The sequence below is a fragment of the Staphylococcus sp. SUC_1.2 genome, from assembly GCF_026222585.1.
The window spans coordinates 68,244-84,617 of the sequence record NZ_JANJPM010000004.1 but is presented as its reverse complement, the minus strand read 5'-3'; the positions used below and the strand labels follow the sequence as shown (position 1 = coordinate 84,617).

At 29.1% G+C, this 16,374-nt stretch carries 26 protein-coding genes and 1 pseudogene; 19 read left to right on the top strand and 8 right to left on the bottom strand.

The genetic code is table 11. The annotated features are described in order from the left end of the window. The first annotated feature begins 479 nt into the window (after positions 1–479). The 5 genes from NR218_RS02635 to NR218_RS02615 all read left to right on the top strand — a co-directional run bounded on the left by NR218_RS02635 (position 480) and on the right by NR218_RS02615 (position 2,138). Complete coding sequence (locus NR218_RS02635) at positions 480–671, top strand: hypothetical protein (RefSeq protein ID WP_265848323.1); 192 nt, start codon at positions 480–482, stop codon at positions 669–671. A gap of 256 nt (positions 672–927) precedes the next feature. After that, positions 928–1,140, top strand: a complete 213-nt coding sequence (locus NR218_RS02630) for a VraH family peptide resistance protein (protein ID WP_242267376.1) — start codon at positions 928–930, stop codon at positions 1,138–1,140. Positions 1,141–1,240: 100 nt separating this feature from the next. Beyond that, positions 1,241–1,387 carry a hypothetical protein gene (locus NR218_RS02625; RefSeq protein ID WP_262617951.1) on the top strand — a complete coding sequence of 49 codons (147 nt, stop codon included), beginning with the start codon at positions 1,241–1,243 and terminating at the stop codon, positions 1,385–1,387. Positions 1,388–1,640: 253 nt separating this feature from the next. Then, positions 1,641–1,805, top strand: a complete 165-nt coding sequence (locus NR218_RS02620; protein WP_002449165.1) for a hypothetical protein — start codon at positions 1,641–1,643, stop codon at positions 1,803–1,805. A gap of 147 nt (positions 1,806–1,952) precedes the next feature. Further along, complete coding sequence (locus NR218_RS02615) at positions 1,953–2,138, top strand: VraH family peptide resistance protein (protein WP_053019837.1); 186 nt, start codon at positions 1,953–1,955, stop codon at positions 2,136–2,138. 137 nt (positions 2,139–2,275) lie between these two features. Here NR218_RS02615 and NR218_RS02610 read toward each other — a convergent pair whose 3' ends face one another. The 3 genes from NR218_RS02610 to NR218_RS02600 are packed head-to-tail and all read right to left on the bottom strand — an operon-like array spanning position 2,276 to position 3,688. Then, positions 2,276–2,806: an NDxxF motif lipoprotein gene (locus NR218_RS02610; protein ID WP_265848322.1), complete on the bottom strand. Its 531-nt coding sequence runs from the start codon at positions 2,804–2,806 to the stop codon at positions 2,276–2,278. Then, complete coding sequence (locus NR218_RS02605) at positions 2,803–3,372, bottom strand: HAAS signaling domain-containing protein (protein ID WP_053019845.1); 570 nt, start codon at positions 3,370–3,372, stop codon at positions 2,803–2,805. The genes NR218_RS02610 and NR218_RS02605 overlap by 4 nt, the downstream gene beginning before the upstream one ends. Continuing rightward, positions 3,365–3,688, bottom strand: a complete 324-nt coding sequence (locus NR218_RS02600; protein ID WP_053019846.1) for a PadR family transcriptional regulator — start codon at positions 3,686–3,688, stop codon at positions 3,365–3,367. Before NR218_RS02600 ends, NR218_RS02605 begins: the two co-directional genes overlap by 8 nt. Positions 3,689–3,938: 250 nt before the next feature. On the opposite strand from NR218_RS02600, the gene NR218_RS12705 reads away from it, so the two are divergent. The 8 genes and pseudogenes from NR218_RS12705 to NR218_RS02560 all read left to right on the top strand — a co-directional run bounded on the left by NR218_RS12705 (position 3,939) and on the right by NR218_RS02560 (position 9,314). Next, positions 3,939–4,352 carry an NINE protein gene (locus NR218_RS12705; protein ID WP_265848320.1) on the top strand — a complete coding sequence of 138 codons (414 nt, stop codon included), beginning with the start codon at positions 3,939–3,941 and terminating at the stop codon, positions 4,350–4,352. A 350-nt stretch (positions 4,353–4,702) separates the two neighbouring features. Next, on the top strand, positions 4,703–5,491 hold the full coding sequence (locus tag NR218_RS02590) for an HAD-IIB family hydrolase (RefSeq protein ID WP_155975206.1): 789 nt from the start codon (positions 4,703–4,705) through the stop codon (positions 5,489–5,491). A gap of 776 nt (positions 5,492–6,267) precedes the next feature. Further along, complete coding sequence (locus tag NR218_RS02585; RefSeq protein ID WP_070653589.1) at positions 6,268–7,026, top strand: TSUP family transporter; 759 nt, start codon at positions 6,268–6,270, stop codon at positions 7,024–7,026. Between the two features lie 112 nt (positions 7,027–7,138). Continuing rightward, a pseudogene (locus NR218_RS02580) lies at positions 7,139–7,520 on the top strand (plasmid mobilization protein). Next, positions 7,502–7,702 (top strand): mobilization protein, encoded by a 201-nt coding sequence (locus NR218_RS02575; RefSeq protein ID WP_265848318.1) that lies wholly within the window; start codon positions 7,502–7,504, stop codon positions 7,700–7,702. Before NR218_RS02580 ends, NR218_RS02575 begins: the two are co-directional and overlap by 19 nt. Before the next feature lie 316 nt (positions 7,703–8,018). Further along, positions 8,019–8,183: a hypothetical protein gene (locus NR218_RS02570; RefSeq protein ID WP_176746051.1), complete on the top strand. Its 165-nt coding sequence runs from the start codon at positions 8,019–8,021 to the stop codon at positions 8,181–8,183. A gap of 191 nt (positions 8,184–8,374) precedes the next feature. Then, positions 8,375–8,938, top strand: a complete 564-nt coding sequence (locus NR218_RS02565) for a GNAT family N-acetyltransferase (RefSeq protein ID WP_103288018.1) — start codon at positions 8,375–8,377, stop codon at positions 8,936–8,938. A 283-nt stretch (positions 8,939–9,221) separates the two neighbouring features. Further along, the gene (locus NR218_RS02560; RefSeq protein WP_107505521.1) at positions 9,222–9,314 is read left to right on the top strand and encodes a type I toxin-antitoxin system Fst family toxin; all 93 of its coding nucleotides are present in this window, start codon (positions 9,222–9,224) and stop codon (positions 9,312–9,314) included. A 748-nt stretch (positions 9,315–10,062) separates the two neighbouring features. Here NR218_RS02560 and NR218_RS02550 read toward each other — a convergent pair. Beyond that, positions 10,063–10,407: an ArsR/SmtB family transcription factor gene (locus NR218_RS02550; RefSeq protein ID WP_024937206.1), complete on the bottom strand. Its 345-nt coding sequence runs from the start codon at positions 10,405–10,407 to the stop codon at positions 10,063–10,065. A 353-nt stretch (positions 10,408–10,760) separates the two neighbouring features. On the opposite strand from NR218_RS02550, the gene NR218_RS02545 reads away from it, so the two are divergent. Continuing rightward, complete coding sequence (locus NR218_RS02545) at positions 10,761–10,889, top strand: hypothetical protein (RefSeq protein ID WP_256324335.1); 129 nt, start codon at positions 10,761–10,763, stop codon at positions 10,887–10,889. A 73-nt stretch (positions 10,890–10,962) separates the two neighbouring features. On the opposite strand, the gene NR218_RS02540 is transcribed toward NR218_RS02545, so the two are convergent. Further along, positions 10,963–11,130, bottom strand: coding sequence for a hypothetical protein (locus NR218_RS02540; RefSeq protein WP_002469039.1), 168 nt, complete (start codon positions 11,128–11,130; stop codon positions 10,963–10,965). 30 nt (positions 11,131–11,160) lie between these two features. Then, positions 11,161–11,391: an SHOCT domain-containing protein gene (locus tag NR218_RS02535; RefSeq protein WP_145421935.1), complete on the bottom strand. Its 231-nt coding sequence runs from the start codon at positions 11,389–11,391 to the stop codon at positions 11,161–11,163. A 309-nt stretch (positions 11,392–11,700) separates the two neighbouring features. On the opposite strand from NR218_RS02535, the gene NR218_RS02530 reads away from it, so the two are divergent. The 3 genes from NR218_RS02530 to NR218_RS02520 all read left to right on the top strand — a co-directional run bounded on the left by NR218_RS02530 (position 11,701) and on the right by NR218_RS02520 (position 13,331). Next, positions 11,701–11,847: a hypothetical protein gene (locus NR218_RS02530; RefSeq protein WP_265883239.1), complete on the top strand. Its 147-nt coding sequence runs from the start codon at positions 11,701–11,703 to the stop codon at positions 11,845–11,847. Positions 11,848–11,876: 29 nt separating this feature from the next. After that, complete coding sequence (locus tag NR218_RS02525) at positions 11,877–12,551, top strand: IS6 family transposase (protein ID WP_265883238.1); 675 nt, start codon at positions 11,877–11,879, stop codon at positions 12,549–12,551. Between the two features lie 171 nt (positions 12,552–12,722). Next, the gene (locus NR218_RS02520; RefSeq protein WP_000635273.1) at positions 12,723–13,331 is read left to right on the top strand and encodes a recombinase family protein; all 609 of its coding nucleotides are present in this window, start codon (positions 12,723–12,725) and stop codon (positions 13,329–13,331) included. Between the two features lie 2 nt (positions 13,332–13,333). On the opposite strand, the gene NR218_RS02515 is transcribed toward NR218_RS02520, so the two are convergent. Both NR218_RS02515 and NR218_RS02510 read right to left on the bottom strand, forming a co-directional pair. Continuing rightward, entirely contained in the window at positions 13,334–13,519 is a 186-nt protein-coding gene (locus tag NR218_RS02515; RefSeq protein WP_000938699.1) for a hypothetical protein, read from the bottom strand. 13 nt (positions 13,520–13,532) lie between these two features. After that, positions 13,533–14,075 carry a recombinase family protein gene (locus NR218_RS02510; RefSeq protein WP_000873696.1) on the bottom strand — a complete coding sequence of 181 codons (543 nt, stop codon included), beginning with the start codon at positions 14,073–14,075 and terminating at the stop codon, positions 13,533–13,535. Between the two features lie 113 nt (positions 14,076–14,188). On the opposite strand from NR218_RS02510, the gene NR218_RS02505 reads away from it, so the two are divergent. Together NR218_RS02505 and NR218_RS02500 are read left to right on the top strand one after the other, a co-directional pair. Further along, the gene (locus tag NR218_RS02505; RefSeq protein WP_000229534.1) at positions 14,189–15,640 is read left to right on the top strand and encodes a SulP family inorganic anion transporter; all 1,452 of its coding nucleotides are present in this window, start codon (positions 14,189–14,191) and stop codon (positions 15,638–15,640) included. A 13-nt stretch (positions 15,641–15,653) separates the two neighbouring features. Continuing rightward, a complete protein-coding gene (locus tag NR218_RS02500) occupies positions 15,654–16,067 on the top strand; it encodes a universal stress protein (RefSeq protein WP_000278297.1) in 414 nt (137 codons plus the stop codon). Positions 16,068–16,374: the final 307 nt, after the last annotated feature.

The following is a 16,374-nucleotide window of genomic DNA, read 5'->3' as shown; positions in this document are numbered from 1 at the left end:
GAAATAATTTAAATTAAACCAAAAATAAAAAGCCGATGTATCGGCTTTTTTTAGTGTTCATGTGAATATTAAAAAATTATGGAGTGATAATACATGAACACATTCGTTTTGGTGTGGTCTAAATATCTTCTTAAAATACAAAATAGATATATTGAATTATATTACACGTAAATTTGATTTTAGAACATACCTTTTAGGTGTTTAAGTACTCCTTTGGATATATAAAATAAAAAAGCTATTCGCAAAATACTAGTAACTTAAATCTTAGTTGAATTTTGAGGTAGTATTAATTTTTATATCTGTGCTATAACACCGATTACTTAAAACTAAGGTAAAAATCGACGAATGTCGACATAGAAGAGCTATGAGCCTGATCATTCGATAATTTTAGGGAGTGTTAAGTGTTCTTAGAATTAACGTCAATAAAGCAATTGGAACAAAGTAATTATGGTAAAATTTAAAAAAAAGGAGGAGATATTTTGAATGAAAAAGGCGAGTTAGATATAACTTTTATTATGTCTACCATTTTGAATATTTTATTTTTAGTTGGATTAACTTTCTTAATTCAATTAGAAAATTTATATATTTTAATTCCATACACTATTCTGACTTTTATAAATGCAGTTTATCTAGTTGTTAGGGCTATAAATATCACTAAAAATAGAGCATGACATTTAGGCGAATTTGAAACGAGTTTCTTCTTGTCTTGATACTATAAGAAATAATTTCCTTTTTTTTAATTATGAATAGATACTAATATTTCAGCATTTCTCTCTACTATTTTGCATTTTAAGAGTCGTTAAATAGTTCGCAAACTATAAAAAACACCCTAAATGCTCTAAAAAGTATCTTACAATTCCAAATAAGGATATTTAAAATTGTAAATAGCTTTTAAGATAAAGTTTTTTAAAAGGAGTGGTTTATTTTATGTCGATTAAACAAATATGGAATTATATTTTAAATAAAAAATGGGGTTGGGATGATTTAACTTTGTTAATTCTCTCGATTGTTATAGCAAGTATGTTTACAACGCCATTATTAGGTATCCCGATTGGGATTGTAGTTTATTTTTTATGCTTTAACTTTAGCGACGAAACTAAAGAATATATAAAACAATATGATTTGAAAAGAAAAAAATAGAACATGCATTTATGCCGAGAAAATTTATTGATGTTGAGTGGAACTATTTTGGAATAAAGCAATTTTATTTTTTTGAGAAGAAAACAAAAGGAGTTTTTACATGAAATTCGGAAATTACAAAATTGATTCGTTTTATATAATTATGATTATAGGTTTTTTAGTTACTTCTATATTTTTCCCTTTTATGCTTTTATCTGTTCTTATTTTATTAATCATTGGTTTAGAAAAAGTTGATAAAGAGGGTTAGTTTTTGATTTTGCTTTTTGAAACGAGTTTCTTCTTGTCTTGATACTATGTAGAAATAACTTTTTTAAAATATGAATAAATACTGATATATCAATGTTTCTCTTTGCTTTTTTACATTTTAAGAGATGTTAAATAGTTCATAAACTATATAAAACCCCCTAAATGTTCTAAAAAGTATCTTAAAATTGCAAATAAGGGTATTTAAAAATTAAATAGCTCTTATGATAAAGTTCTTCTAAAAAGGAGTGATAATTTTGAAATGGATTTTGTTTAGTATACAAATGATTTTGGCAATATTTTTGGTGTTCTTTGCTTATAAACAAATGAATCAAAACTATTTAGATTCTTGGTTTGGCATTTATGTGGTACTTTTCATGATTTTTGTATATTGGAATGCTAAACGTTATCACAATTATTAAATGACGCATTTATGCCGAGAAAATTTATTGAAGTTAAGGGTTCCGAGGCTCAACGTCAATAAACCAAAACAATTGTTAGAACTATAGCCTTATATACTTTTAAATTTAAAGTGGTATTATTAGTATAAATATAGAGGGGGTTTTATTATGTCTGTAAAAAATATATTTAAACAATCTTGGGAAGATCTTAAAAATTTAGAGTTAAATTTTAAGAATGTAAGTATTTTGGTTGTTGTAACATTTATACTTAGTAATATTTTAACACCATTAGTCGGCGTTCCTGTCGGTTTATTAGGTAGTGCATATTGGATTCAAAATAGAAAAAGAAAATAATCAATTAAACCAAAAATAAAAAGCCGATGTATCGGCTTTTTTTAGTAGAAATAAGGTGTATATATATTCTATATTTGACAAGGTAGTAGTTTTTTATTATTAATAATGTTTATACCACTATTGTGTTAGAAATCATTCTATTTAAAGTTATATGTGTTAATATTTTTATCTTTTAAAAATTCTTCTATTTTCTCTTGTTCCTTGCCATTTACTATAGTATTATCTTTTTGTAATTTTTCTACATCTTTATTTGAAAGTTTTCCATCTATACCCCCATCTATAACAGAATCTAAACTACTATCATAACGATTTGACGTAGAAATATATTTGCTAATTTTAAAGGCATTTTTTTTAGTCATATAAGTAAATTTTTTAAATTTTTCAGTTTCACTTTGATTTAATTGTTTATTTTCATTAATTTTATTTTCATAATACTCCTTTTTTTTAGATAACACAGCATCTGTGTCTAAATATAGTTTAATATCCCTTTTCATCTCTTTCTCCGATATTTTAGAGCCTACAACATTTTTATCAAAAACTTTTATAGGAAGTTTTGATAAATCCTTTTCTCTACTGTTTTCATTACTTTCAGAGGTTGAATCTTTATTAGAGCACCCTGTAAGTATGACAATTAGTGATAAAATTATAGATAAATATCTTTTTTTCATACTATATTCTCTCTTCTCACAATACTTATGTTCCACTTTAAAAAAGAAATAATTAATTTGAAGAAAATTTTAACAATAAAATATCCTAATATGGCTAAAAACAGACCTAACATAATACCTTTAATCACCTCAAAAATATTTTCTAAGTTAAATACAGAAAAACCATTTGTAAAACTTAATATTATTAATATTATTGGAGAAAATAACATTACCGGAATAGCTATAATACAAGCTAATATAATTGGTAATAATAAGAAAAAAATGAAAATGCTAGATAATATTATTATAAAATTCACTATACTTAGCCCCATAACTGAGAATATAGCGTGTATAAAATTTTTAATACCTTTTTCATTTTCAACTCTTTCTATATCATTTAATGCGTTAATTTCTTTTGCTATAAAAAAAGGATTTCCCAAATTATTAGAAATTTCATCGTCACTCTTATTATCTTTATATCCATTAAGGAAATGTGTCTCATATTCGTTTAAAACATCATTTTTTTCAGTTTTATCAAGTCTTTTTATGTTTTTTTTCAAAATCTTAATATATTCGTCTTTACTCATGAAAATCACTCTCTTTCATAAAGGAATCTATTGCTTGAGTGAATGTTTTCCATTCTTCTATTAAATTATTTAAATGAATAATTCCACTTGATGTAATCCTATAATACTTACGTGCAGGCCCTTCATTAGATGGTTGATAGTAACATTCAAAATAACCCTCCTTAACCATTTTTCTTAATAATGGATAAATAGTTCCTTCTGATATTTCAACTTTCTTTTTTATAAGTTGAATTAAAGAGTAACCGTATTGATCGCTTTTTCTTATAATTAATAAAATTAATAATTCTAAAGAATCTTTTTTGAATTGTATATTCATGAAATTCTACACCTCTATATTATATACTATTATAAAAAATATAATAGTGTAAAGTACATAATAGTGTGCGGTCTGAAATAAGGTACGTTTTATGTATTATCACAATGTATTTAAAAACGTGTATAATTATAGAAAAGGTTGATATTATGGGGTTGTTCACATATTTCAGCATAATAAATACTAATGTTCATAAATTTCGATAGAAAAAAATGAGATTAAATATATCTTAAAGTTAGGGAGCAAAAATAATTTGGAAACAAAAATTGGTCATCAAATACAAAAGTTAAGAAAAAGTAAAAATATGTCTCAAGAAAAATTAGCAGAAAAGTTAGACGTATCGAGACATTCTATTTCTAATTGGGAAAGAGAAGTAAGTAATCCAGATTTAAAAACAATTTTAGAAATCACTAAATTATTTAATGTATCTCTAAATCAATTAATTAAAGGAGTGGAAATCATGCAAGTTAATAAATATGTTTACTCGGCATTAGCATTTTTTCTAGGAGGTTTCGGGGCTCATAAGTTTTATGTTAAGAAAAATAAAAAGGCTCTTCTTTATTTATTATTTTGTTGGACTGGAATACCAGGTGTGATAGGTATGATAGAAGGTGTTTTGACAATTATACGTCCGAGCGATAGTGAAAATAATATAGAAATAAATTAAACCAAAAATAAAAAGTCGATGGATCGGCTTTTTTTAGTGTTCATGTGAATATTAAAAATTTATGGAGTGATGATACATGAACACATTCGTTTTCGGCGTGGTCTAAATATCCTCTTAAAATACAAAATAGATATATTGGATTATTACACGTAAATTTGATTTTAGAACATACCTTTTAGGTGTTTAAGTACGCCTTTGGATATATAAAATAAAAAAAGCTACTAGCAAAAAACTAGTAGCTTAAATCTTAGTTAAAGATTTTTCGTAGATATAATTTGCTAATAAAGTTTTTGTCATAATTGATAAGGAATAATATAATAAAACTAATCCAAATAGTGGAGGAGTTAAATGTGAAATTTGTGTTTGATTTAGATGGGACTATTTGTTTTAAGGGAGAACCAGTATCAGATAAAATTCTTAATTCTTTAGAAAGTCTTACGAATAGTGGTCATCAAGTTATTTTTGCATCTGCGAGACCAATTAGAGATATGCTTCCCGTTATAAGCAAGGAATTTCATAATTATACAATGATAGGCGGTAATGGTTCGCTTATTTTAAGTAACGGAAAAATTATAAAATCTGTTTCTTTTTCGTTATCAGAAATGAAAAAGATTAAGAAATTAATCAACGAATTTGATGCTACTTATTTAATTGATGGGGATTGGGATTATGCATATACTGGCCCTCAAAACCATTCCATATTAAAAAATTTAGATCCCTTAAATTCGGCTAATCTAGTTGATTTAGATTCTTTAAAATCTGTTGTGAAAGTTTTGATTTTGACATCGAATAATAATGAATTATTGAGTAAAAAATTAAGTGAATTAGATGTATATGTAAATAATCATAGAAATGAGAATGTACTTGATATAAGTCCTAAAGGTATACATAAATGGGCTGCACTTAAAATGTTAGGAATAGATAAAGGTGATTATATAGCTTTTGGTAATGATTCAAATGATATATCTATGTTTGAAAATGCACTTTATACAGTAATGGTTGGACATCATGAAGAATTAAGCAGTTTTGCTAAAGAATCTATTGAAAGTAAAGAGAATTTGGATTTAAAAATTGTAGAAAAAATTGAAGAAATTGCAAATAAGGATATTAGCGACTTTTATGCCGAGAAAATTTATTGAAGTTGAGAAGAACCCTTAACTAAACTTGTAGACGAATGTCGGCATAGCGTGAGCTATTAAGCCGACCATTCGTCTACAAGTTTTGGGTTTATTAAGGGTTCGGAGGTACAACGTCAATAAAGCAATTGGAATAATGCAATTTATATTATTTTTATAGTACTGGAATAGCGAGTGTAATCGTTCAAATAAAATTTTTAAGCTAATTTATACGTAACATATATTTTACTAAGATGAAAGAGAAGTAAAAAATCTGTTTTCTTTACTTTTATTTCAGTTATATTTGACGAATACATGAGCTTTCAAACCAAAATATACAAAGTATCGAATATATACAATATATACCATGTATCCAGTGTATATATTGTATACACGTATAACCTACATAAAAATCAAAATATAAAACAATGAAAATGTGTCAGAATAATGATATATAAAAGATGAATAAACAATAATCATAAGTAAAAGGCTAAAACGTTGATTTAATAACGTTTTAGCCTTTGTTTACAGTTAACATAATTAAATATTATAGGTAGTTAAATTGTATCTATTTTGCATCTTACTTTTCTTTTAATATATTCACCAATGGTATGAATATATTTTCATCTTTTTTCTCTCTATCTTTTAATGTGAAAATGAATTTTTGTTTTCCCTCTGCTGAGTTAACCATATTAAACCTCCTACTTTTAGTGTAATTTTATATTATAACACTTACCTGATTTTTTTGAATATTCATTAATTTTTTGTGATATACTCTTAATATTCTAGGAGGACTTTATATGGATTTAATGACGACCTTAGTAATTAGCTTTTTTGGATTTTTAGCATCGTTTATAGATGCCGTAGTAGGTGGCGGGGGACTTATATCTATTCCTGCTTTAATGGCTGTGGGGTTACCACCCGCAACTGCTTTAGGTACGAATAAACTAGCGAGTTCTTTCGGATCTCTTACAGCCGCTATATCCTTTATTAGAGCAAAAAAAGTAAATCTTAAATTGATGGCAAAAATATTCCCTTTTGTTTTTCTTGCTTCTATTATTGGAGCTTATATTGCAACTATAATTCCAGCTCAATATTTTAAGCCTTTAGCGATTATAATGCTTTTTATAGTATTAATTTATACACTCTTCAAAAAAAAATGGAATGGTAATACATTAATAAGTGAAACCTCTAAATTAAAATTGTTTATTGTTTTTTTCTTATTAATATTAATTGGCTTCTATGACGGTTTTTTAGGAGGCGGAACAGGTAGCTTCTTCATATTTATTTTATTAATCTTAGGATTAGACTTTTTAAAAGCTGCAGGAAATGCTAAAGTTTTAAATTTTGGAAGTAATATTGGCGCTTTACTTTTATTTATATTATTAAATAAAGTAGATTATTTATTAGGTTTCAGTATGGCTTTGTCTATGATCGTTGGAAGTTATATTGGTAGTTCTTTCGCAGTAAAAAAAGGTGTTTCATATGTGAAATTATTATTTATAATTGTTACTTTACTTTTGTTAATAAAAAACTTATATGATTATATATATCAATAATAGTGGCTAGCAAACTCAGTACTCCAAACCACTATATTACTTAAATAACCTTTGCATGTTTTATATGCTTAGATTACGTTAAGTAATAACTTTCGAAGAAAGCGTGGTGGGAATGAATGAACGAGACACATTTGTGTCTAGCGACGATACTGTTAGGAAAACTGAAAACCTAACCGTAAGGAGCCTAAACAAATTAGCTTTCGAGTGAGAGAAGACGAATATTTAAAGTTACAACAATTTGCGGAAACTTTAAATATGAGTGTGCCTGCTTTCGTAAAGAAAAAGCACAAGGTAGTCGATTGGTCGTACCAAAATTTGATAAAAAAACGCGATAATCTATTGCCAAATATTTAAGTATGTTGGGGGCAAACGCAAATCAAATCGCTAAATATTGTAACCAACATCAATATGAAGTACCGAATTATAAAGCATTAGAATATAATATCCATAAATTACGAGAAAGGCTGGATGACATATGGCAAAGGCTAAGATAAGAATTATTTCTTTTTTACTCTTATTTATATTTGTAATTACTTATGCGGTTCTTTCTTTCACAACAGATTATATTAATCATAGATATTCTCTTTTATTTGTATTAGTTTTCGCATTATGGGGCATTTTAACTGATATTTTAACTAAACCGAATAAACGAGATGATAATAGTGGCAACAACTAAAATCAGTTAAACTAAATCAACATTAAGAGTGAGCAAAAACGCTAAAAAGGATTTAAAAGCAACACGGGAACTATACGAAAAAATGAGTGACAACGAAGAATACGTAGTTACCAGTTATTTAATCTAGGGGAAGTAACACAACAGAAGGTAATTCACATGTAATAGAATTATCCGAGAAAATTGCACCACATCATTAAGTAACGATTAAAGAAATGTCAAAATACTCGACGAGGTCGTTAGATTATGCAAATAAGAGTATTTTAAAATTTAATAACTTTTACGATAAAGTTTACTTAAAAAAGGAGCGACTAAATTTATGAAAGTTATAAGTATTATTCTAGGAATTTTAGTTATTCTTTCTTGGTTATTTGTAATGAGAGAATACAGAAAAGGAAATGAAAAGACAGAAAAAGGTAAGTTAGTCATACTAATTGCTTGTTTATTAACTTTTATCATGACTTTAATGAATTTCTTTGATTAGACTACGTATTTATGCCAAGAAAATTTATTGAAGTTGAGAAGAACCCTTAACTAAACTTGTAGACGAATGTCGGCATAGCGTGAGCTATTAATCCGACGATTCGACAAGTTTTGGGATCCGAGGCTCAACGTCAATAAAGCAATTGGAATAAAGCAAAATAAATTGCAGTTAGAAAAAATGGAGGGGATTAATTGGATTTTGAAAATTGTAATTTTAATACTGATCGTTTGAGTATAAGACCACTAAATTTTTCGGATTATGACTCTTGGTTTTTAGGTTTTTCTGAGAGAAAAAAATCACAATATAGACACGATAAAGGTAGAATAAATTTATCTGATAAAGATAAAAAATGGTTCAATAATTTAGTAAAAAAGCATAGAGAATTATTTGAGAATGATGAGATTTATATTTTTTCTATTTTTGATAAAAAAGGTAAACATTTAGGAATGATAGACATAGTAACTATTGAAAGGGAGAATTTTCAATGGGGTGAGTGTGGTTTTTATATACATAATCAGTTTTGGAATAATGGTTATGCTTTTGAATCAATGTTAAAAATTTTGGATATTGCTAATAAAGAATTAGGGTTTCATAGACTTGAAGCGCACGTAAATTTGGATAATGAGCCGTCATTTAAATTATTAGAAAAGTTAGGCTTTGAATTTGAATGTACTAGAAAAGGTTTTATATATGAGTTTGGGGAATGGACTGATAATTATATATATTTTATAAATTTGCATGACGAAAAACTTTGATTTTTGAAACGAGTGGAAACGAGTTTCTTCTTGTCTTGATACTATATAGAAATAACGTTTTTTTAAATAGGGATAGGCACTTATATATTAGCTTGAATAATTTAAAAAATTTGAAGGTACTTATATTTTACTAAAATCAAGGTTTTTATTGTTAGTTTTTGATGTGTATTTAGACATAAAATGACTTATCGGAAGTAGATATGCTTCAAAAGATACAGATGGTATAATAATGGAGTCGCCTATCTCTCAGGCGTCAATTGACGAAGAGAGGAGGTGCATTACTTTGCTAATCATTTTCGTTCACATCATAGCACAAGTCATCAGTGGCTGTGCTGTTGCGTATTACACTTATTGGCTTAGTAAACGCAACAAATAATTAATAGGCGACTTTATAAGCCAGCATCGAAAAAATCCCCACACTACTGCAATAGTGTGGGGATTGGTGCATTCATTGTTAATCATTTTCGTTATCTAGATTATAACACTGGTTAGTATAGGAATGCAAAATAGTTTATTGATTACTAACTAGTGAGTGATCTTTAATAAAGATACTATTTCACTAGAGGGAATGCCTATCTTAAACATTATAAAAGATTTATGAAGTTGAAGAACAAAATTGGAGATATTAAATATATTATCTTTTTGAGGGTATTCGGATTTTATGGTGGAAAAGTTGCTTCCACTTTAAACATCATGTCGGATTCATTTTCTTGTGGTGGTTCTATTGTTTTAAGATCTGGTAGTAATAATAAGTCTGACATATTGTTCATCCTTTACTACTCTGTGGTGTTATAGTATTAAATATAGATTTGATATTGAAATTATCATTGCTAATTATTTTACTAACATCAATCTCATAAAGCATTTATATGATTGAAAACAAAAAGCCTATCATTCACTATCCTACAATAAAAAGGGTTATCCCATAGTTACACGGGATAACCTTACAATTATTAAATTATGCAGTTGCACAGCTACAATCTTTGCACTCGCAAACTTCATCAGTACAGTTGTCTACACATTCTTGACTACAGTAAACTTTTCCTGCTTCTTCTACTTTTGTTTCCCCAAGAACACAATTACAGTTCGGTCTCGCACATTTTTCCATACTAAACTCCTCCTTATTATTTAGGTAAATCTTCGGTTAAACACCAACCACGATCTAATAGACTAACGACGCAATTATCAACAATTCGGTACCGAATAAAATTGGCTTCACGAATACTGCGAACGATGCCTTTATCAACCAATCGTTGAAGTTGGTTAGAAATGGCTTGAGGTTTCATTTCAAGCTGTTCTGCCACCTCGCTAACAGATGCATTTGGAGTTCGAAGCAAGGTATGCAGTATTCTAAGCCGTGTCCCATTAGAAAGTATTTTAAAGGTCTCACTTAAACTTTCAGCGTTCTCTGTATCTAATAAGGGACGTTCCGTTAGTTTTGGTTTTGGTGTACACCAGTTTTCAGACATTATTTCCTCCTCCATTTCACAATTACATTATATAGTGTAATAGTTTTTGTGTCAAGAACCTGAAGTTCATATATGAGCATCTTTTTATCAGTACATTATAACGCCTTAATAAGATAAAATATAATTCCCTCTTGTTTGACTACCTACCCGTAATCACCCGTGTTTGATTTATAATTTTGTGGTATTATTATTTTTCCTTAGCATTCCACCAAACAATCCGATTTAACCACTATTTTTTTCGAATTATCAAAATGCTAATTCCACTATATATTCCGAAGACCCATTTTTAATAAGTCAACTAGATAATGTGCAATAAATTTTGGCGTATACATTAACTTTACCCTTATTACTACATGGGGCGTTCTGAAATGAACATGCCCGAAATGAATATGGAGCAAATGCAACAAATGATGATGGAACAACAAATTAAACAAAAACTAGGCTACTTATCCCCTGTAAAATACAGAGAATTAGCAGCCTAGAACATAGTGTTTTTATTAAGTTCCCATTTTAAGGGTTCAGTGCCTTGTAGTTATTGTGTTTTTATATACTTTACTACTTATTTTCGTTGTTATCATCAAAGGACTGCATGAAGTTCATGCATTCATTCATCATATTATCCATTCTCTGGTCATAATCAGAACCTTGGGTAAAACCAGTTTGTCCAATGACGATTAAACCAGCTAGTACAAACGACAGCACTAAAGGTAACTTCTTTTTCATCGCTTATTTCCCCTTTCATTCAAAGTATCCCTAATCTTTTTTTAACACTTTCTTTAATTTTTCATATTCATCTTCATTAATTTCACCTTGGGCCAGCCTTTCCTTTAAAATTTGTAAAGAATCATCTGATCTTACACCTTTTGGTTTTTCTGAAGCTTTTGCAATTAATATATATACACCATAAAATAACAAGCCAAGAATGATAATCCAAAAAATCATGCCAATGAACCCCATTTCGCCCATCATATGACCCATAACCATACAATTTGTCAATCCTTTCCTTCTTTCTCGTTTTACAATTATACCATAGGGGGGTATTAGTATCCCAAAAAAGTGTTTTTAATATTAGTAGCAGACGGCAATTTATTGTACAGCAAAATGGCCCGATTATTGAACTATTTTTTAATAAAATTAATTCCTACGTTCCCAGTTCCAGAAAGCAATAATACTAAAAGCTTCCTCATCTGCTTTTTCCACATTATCTTTGGTTTAAAGAAAACATAATTAAACACCGACACGTCGGTGTTTTAGTGTTCATGTGAATATTAAAAAATTATGGAGTGATGATATATGAACACATTCGTTTTCGGCGTGATTTTAAAGCGATTAGAAGAAAAAGGACTTAATGTACACGAAGTATTCAATATGAGCGATAAACAGGCTAAAAAAGACTTATTTGATGATTTATACGGTTCTGTTGCAAAGTTGAATTTATAGTATAATTTTAACAAAAAGGAGTCTTCTGTATGAACTATTTCAGATATAAACAATTTAATAAAGATGTTATCACTGTAGCCGTTGGCTACTATCTAAGATATGCATTGAGTTATCGTGATATATCTGAAATATTAAGGGAACGTGGTGTAAACGTTCATCATTCAACGGTCTACCGTTGGGTTCAAGAATATGCCCCAATTTTGTATCAAATTTGGAAGAAAAAGCATAAAAAAGCTTATTATAAATGGCGTATTGATGAGACATACATCAAAATAAAAGGAAAATGGAGCTATTTATATCGTGCCATTGATGCAGAGGGACATACATTAGATATTTGGTTGCGTAAGCAACGAGATAATCATTCAGCATATGCGTTTATCAAACGTCTCATTAAACAATTTGGTAAACCTCAAAAGGTAATTACAGATCAGGCACCTTCAACGAAGGTAGCAATGGCTAAAGTAATTAAAGCTTTTAAACTTAATCCCGACTGTCATTGTACATCGAAATATCTGAATAACCTCATTGAGCAGGATCACCGTCATATTAAAGTGAGAAAGACGAGATATCAAAGCGTCAATACGGAAAAGAATACACTCAAAGGTATTGAATGTATTTATGGTCTATATAAAAAGAACCGTAGGTCTCTTCAGATTTACGGATTTTCGCCGTGCTACGAAATTAATCACATGTTGGCCAGTTAAGGGAATACTACCATGTTAAAATGATAATTAGTTATATTTTTTCTGACTTTGCAACAGAACCAAAAAAATGGACTGATAAAGGTACACCCTAATCATACATATGTAGTTATTGAATTTATAGTAACTAAAACGTATGATTAGGGTGTATAATTAATTGTGAGGTGAAAATCAATGATTGTTGGTTATGCGAGAGTATCATCAATCGAACAAAATTTAGAAAGACAACTCGAAAATTTAAAGACGTTTGGTGCTGAAAAAATATTTATAGAAAAACAATCTGGGAAATCTATTGAAAATAGACCAATACTTCAAGAAGCACTTAACTTTGTAAGAATGGGGGATCGGTTTATAGTAGAATCTATTGATCGTTTAGGTCGTAATTACGATGAAGTGATTCATACCGTTAATTATTTAAAAGACAAAGAAGTTCAATTGATGATTACTAGCTTACCTATGATGAACGAAGTCATTGGCAATCCATTATTAGATAAATTTATGAAAGACTTAATCATTCAAATATTAGCAATGGTTTCAGAACAAGAACGAAATGAAAGTAAACGTAGACAAGCGCAAGGGATTAAAATTGCGAAAGAAAAAGGTGTGTATAAAGGACGCCCTTTACTATATTCACCTAATGCTAAAAATCCTCACAAGAGAATTGTTTACCATCGTGTTATTGAGCTACTAAATAAAGGAGAATCTATTAGTAAGATAGCCAAAGACGTGGGTATTACACGTCAAACAATTTATAGAATCAAAAGGGAAAGAACAGAACATTAATTTTATAAAACAAAAAGCCTTTTATGTATAGTTATTTGAAATTTAGAAATTTTTTGTGCTAAATCTTCCCCTGCTACGCTCTCAAGTGCTAATAGAAAAGGTTTTTCACTCACATCCAACGTTTTAAAATCTACGCTATTTTCTTCTCGAATCGATAACAATACTTTATAGACTATATCTTGTAACAACGTTCATCACCTCTTATTTATCTAGATGACGATACAAAGTTGCCCTACTTATGTTTGTCTGTTCTTTTATCTCATCTAAAGTGTATTTTTTGCTCATATACATTTCAATAGCATCTCTAAGATTTTTATCATCTCGCTTTGGTCTTCCTAAAGTTTTTCCATCTTTTGAATAATTCTCTAATCCTACACGAGTTCTAAATTTAACAATATCACTTTGAAAGTCTGTGATATCATGTAATATCTCTATAAATTCACCTTTGATGTCTTTATAAATGTAACGATTTAAATTAATAACATATAAAGATATATCCTCCTGAGAAAGATAATCTAATATATCTACTAAATGTTTCGTAGAATCTGCAAGAATACATAAATCCGTAACGTATAACATATCTCCAGGAACTAATTTTTCATTTAAAAGAACATCTAATATATTCCTCTTCTTATTATTAGCATGAATTTCTTCAACAATTTCATTTGTATGAGTTTCTATTTTCTTTTTTTGTTCATTTAAATCGTCGTTTATTGTAACGGGTCTAATATAACCGTATTTCATTTAATTGCACCACCCTGTAGCTAAAGTTTAACACAAAGTTTCATTAAGGGGTATACATATGAAACTTTTCTGATATACTTTACAATATAATTAAATAAAAAGGAGAGTAAGTTATGGTTGAAAAATTAAAAAATGAATGGCTTAACCAGCCAGGCAAAAATATACTTGCAGGTATTGTAGTTGCCTTAGCTTTAATCCCTGAAGCTATCGCATTCTCCATCATTGCTGGTGTAGATCCTATGGTTGGTTTATATACTTCGTTCATTATTGCTGTCGTCACTGCTATTGTAGGTGGTAGAGCGGCGATGATATCAGGTGCAACAGGGGCTATTGCCTTATTAATTGTGCCACTTGTGAAAGATTACGGTGTAGAGTATCTTCTAGCTGCTACTATACTGATGGGGTTAATTCAATTAATTTTAGGACTTCTTAAAGTAGGTCGTCTAATGAAATTTATACCTCGTTCTGTCATGATAGGTTTTGTGAATGCTCTAGGAATCATGATTTTTATGTCTCAAATAGAACATATCTTTGGGATATCAATTTCAACTTATATATATGTAATTGTAACGTTACTCATCGTATATATAATTCCAAGATTTTTTAAAGCTATACCTGCACCATTAATAGCTATTATCGTATTGACTGCCCTTTATATGTATACAGGTTCTGACGTTAGAACTGTGGGAGATTTAGGTAATATCAAACAAGCTTTCCCTCACTTTTTAATCCCTAATGTTCCCTTTAATTTAGAAACTCTTCAAATTATTTTCCCTTACTCTTTATCTATGGCTATTGTAGGTTTAGTTGAGAGCTTACTTACAGCTAAAATTGTAGACGATGCTACAGACACTTATAGTAGTAAAAATAGAGAGTCCTGTGGTCAAGGTATCGCTAACATGATTACCGGATTATTCGGTGGCATGGGAGGTTGTGCCATGATTGGTCAATCCGTCATCAATGTTAAATCAGGTGCAAACAGTAGATTGTCTACATTTACAGCGGGTATTGTACTTATATTTATGATTATTGTACTTGGAGGACTTGTAGTTCAAGTTCCAATGCCAATTTTAGCAGGTATTATGGTTATGGTTTCTATTGGTACATTTGATTGGAATTCCTTTAAATATATTAAGAAAGCACCAAAAACGGATGCAGTCGTTATGCTTATTACAGTGATTATTGTTTTAATGACGCATAATTTAGCTTTAGGTGTTGTTGCAGGCGTTGTTTTCAGTGCTTTATTCTTTGCTACTAAAATTTCAAAAGTAGAAGTTATTTCTGAAGAGTTCGGTAAAATAAACCGATTATCTTTTAAAGGACAAATCTTTTTTGTTTCTATTGATTCTATGATGGAGCAAATAAACTTTGAGATTGAAAATAGTACCATAGAATTAAACTTCAATAATGCACACTTATGGGATGATTCTGCAGTAGATGCAATTGACACGATAGTACGAAAATTCGAAGAAAAAAATAATATTGTTCGTATAGAAAAATTAAATTCAGATAGTCATAAAGTTGTTTCAGAGTTAAGCCAACTAAATGAAAATCATTTAAACTAAAGGAGCGTTATTTATGTATAAATCAATTTTATTAGCAGCAGATGGATCAGAAAATAGTTTGCGTTCAGCAAAAGAGGTTTTAAATTTTATAGATGATAATACGATTGTTACTATTCTTACAGTTGTAGATGTTGAGGAATCGAAAACAGATGTTTTACATGGTAAACAAAGTTCCAGTTTGACGAATGAAAGAGAAGACAAACTCTCTCATATCACTGAGTTATTTGTAGAGCATAATGTAAAATATGAAATGAAAATTGCACATGGTGTTCCTGCGGACACAGTTGTTTCAGTTGCCAATAGTGGAGAATTTCAAGCTATTGTTTTAGGAACACGTGGATTAAATAGTTTGCAAGAAATGGTGTTAGGTAGCGTCAGTCACAAAGTAGCAAAACGTTCAGAAATTCCCGTTGTTATTGTAAAATAGTCTGTCTAACTTAATCCTTTCACGGATTGAGTTTTATTTTAGAGGTGAATAATAGATGAAAACCAAAAATTTCTATTATGGTTGGGTTATTGTATTTAACGAGTCCATATTGTGAAACTTTGGAAGACTTACAACACGATATAACCACAAATCAACACTCTACGATTTTTTCAGAAGAAAATATAGTTGGCGCATTTGAAATTAAAGAAAACATAATAGTCAACATTTATATAAAATTTTCATTTCTCAAAATGAACAGAATAATGGAATTAGTAAATTAACTATGAAAATGATTTTCGAAAAATTT

Coding starts and splice junctions, on each gene's coding strand:
- NR218_RS02550 (WP_024937206.1), bottom strand. CDS start 10,407: ATGTCTGAAAACTGGTGTACACCAAAACCAAAACTAACGGAACGTCCC.
- NR218_RS02615 (WP_053019837.1), top strand. CDS start 1,953: ATGTCTGTAAAAAATATATTTAAACAATCTTGGGAAGATCTTAAAAAT.
- NR218_RS02625 (WP_262617951.1), top strand. CDS start 1,241: ATGAAATTCGGAAATTACAAAATTGATTCGTTTTATATAATTATGATT.
- NR218_RS02540 (WP_002469039.1), bottom strand. CDS start 11,130: ATGAAAAAGAAGTTACCTTTAGTGCTGTCGTTTGTACTAGCTGGTTTA.
- NR218_RS02505 (WP_000229534.1), top strand. CDS start 14,189: ATGGTTGAAAAATTAAAAAATGAATGGCTTAACCAGCCAGGCAAAAAT.
- NR218_RS02600 (WP_053019846.1), bottom strand. CDS start 3,688: ATGAATATACAATTCAAAAAAGATTCTTTAGAATTATTAATTTTATTA.
- NR218_RS02520 (WP_000635273.1), top strand. CDS start 12,723: ATGATTGTTGGTTATGCGAGAGTATCATCAATCGAACAAAATTTAGAA.
- NR218_RS02545 (WP_256324335.1), top strand. CDS start 10,761: ATGGGGCGTTCTGAAATGAACATGCCCGAAATGAATATGGAGCAAATG.
- NR218_RS02510 (WP_000873696.1), bottom strand. CDS start 14,075: ATGAAATACGGTTATATTAGACCCGTTACAATAAACGACGATTTAAAT.
- NR218_RS02530 (WP_265883239.1), top strand. CDS start 11,701: ATGAACACATTCGTTTTCGGCGTGATTTTAAAGCGATTAGAAGAAAAA.
- NR218_RS02605 (WP_053019845.1), bottom strand. CDS start 3,372: ATGAGTAAAGACGAATATATTAAGATTTTGAAAAAAAACATAAAAAGA.
- NR218_RS02575 (WP_265848318.1), top strand. CDS start 7,502: ATGGCAAAGGCTAAGATAAGAATTATTTCTTTTTTACTCTTATTTATA.
- NR218_RS02525 (WP_265883238.1), top strand. CDS start 11,877: ATGAACTATTTCAGATATAAACAATTTAATAAAGATGTTATCACTGTA.
- NR218_RS02535 (WP_145421935.1), bottom strand. CDS start 11,391: ATGGTTATGGGTCATATGATGGGCGAAATGGGGTTCATTGGCATGATT.
- NR218_RS02610 (WP_265848322.1), bottom strand. CDS start 2,806: ATGAAAAAAAGATATTTATCTATAATTTTATCACTAATTGTCATACTT.
- NR218_RS02585 (WP_070653589.1), top strand. CDS start 6,268: ATGGATTTAATGACGACCTTAGTAATTAGCTTTTTTGGATTTTTAGCA.
- NR218_RS02500 (WP_000278297.1), top strand. CDS start 15,654: ATGTATAAATCAATTTTATTAGCAGCAGATGGATCAGAAAATAGTTTG.
- NR218_RS02630 (WP_242267376.1), top strand. CDS start 928: ATGTCGATTAAACAAATATGGAATTATATTTTAAATAAAAAATGGGGT.
- NR218_RS02570 (WP_176746051.1), top strand. CDS start 8,019: ATGAAAGTTATAAGTATTATTCTAGGAATTTTAGTTATTCTTTCTTGG.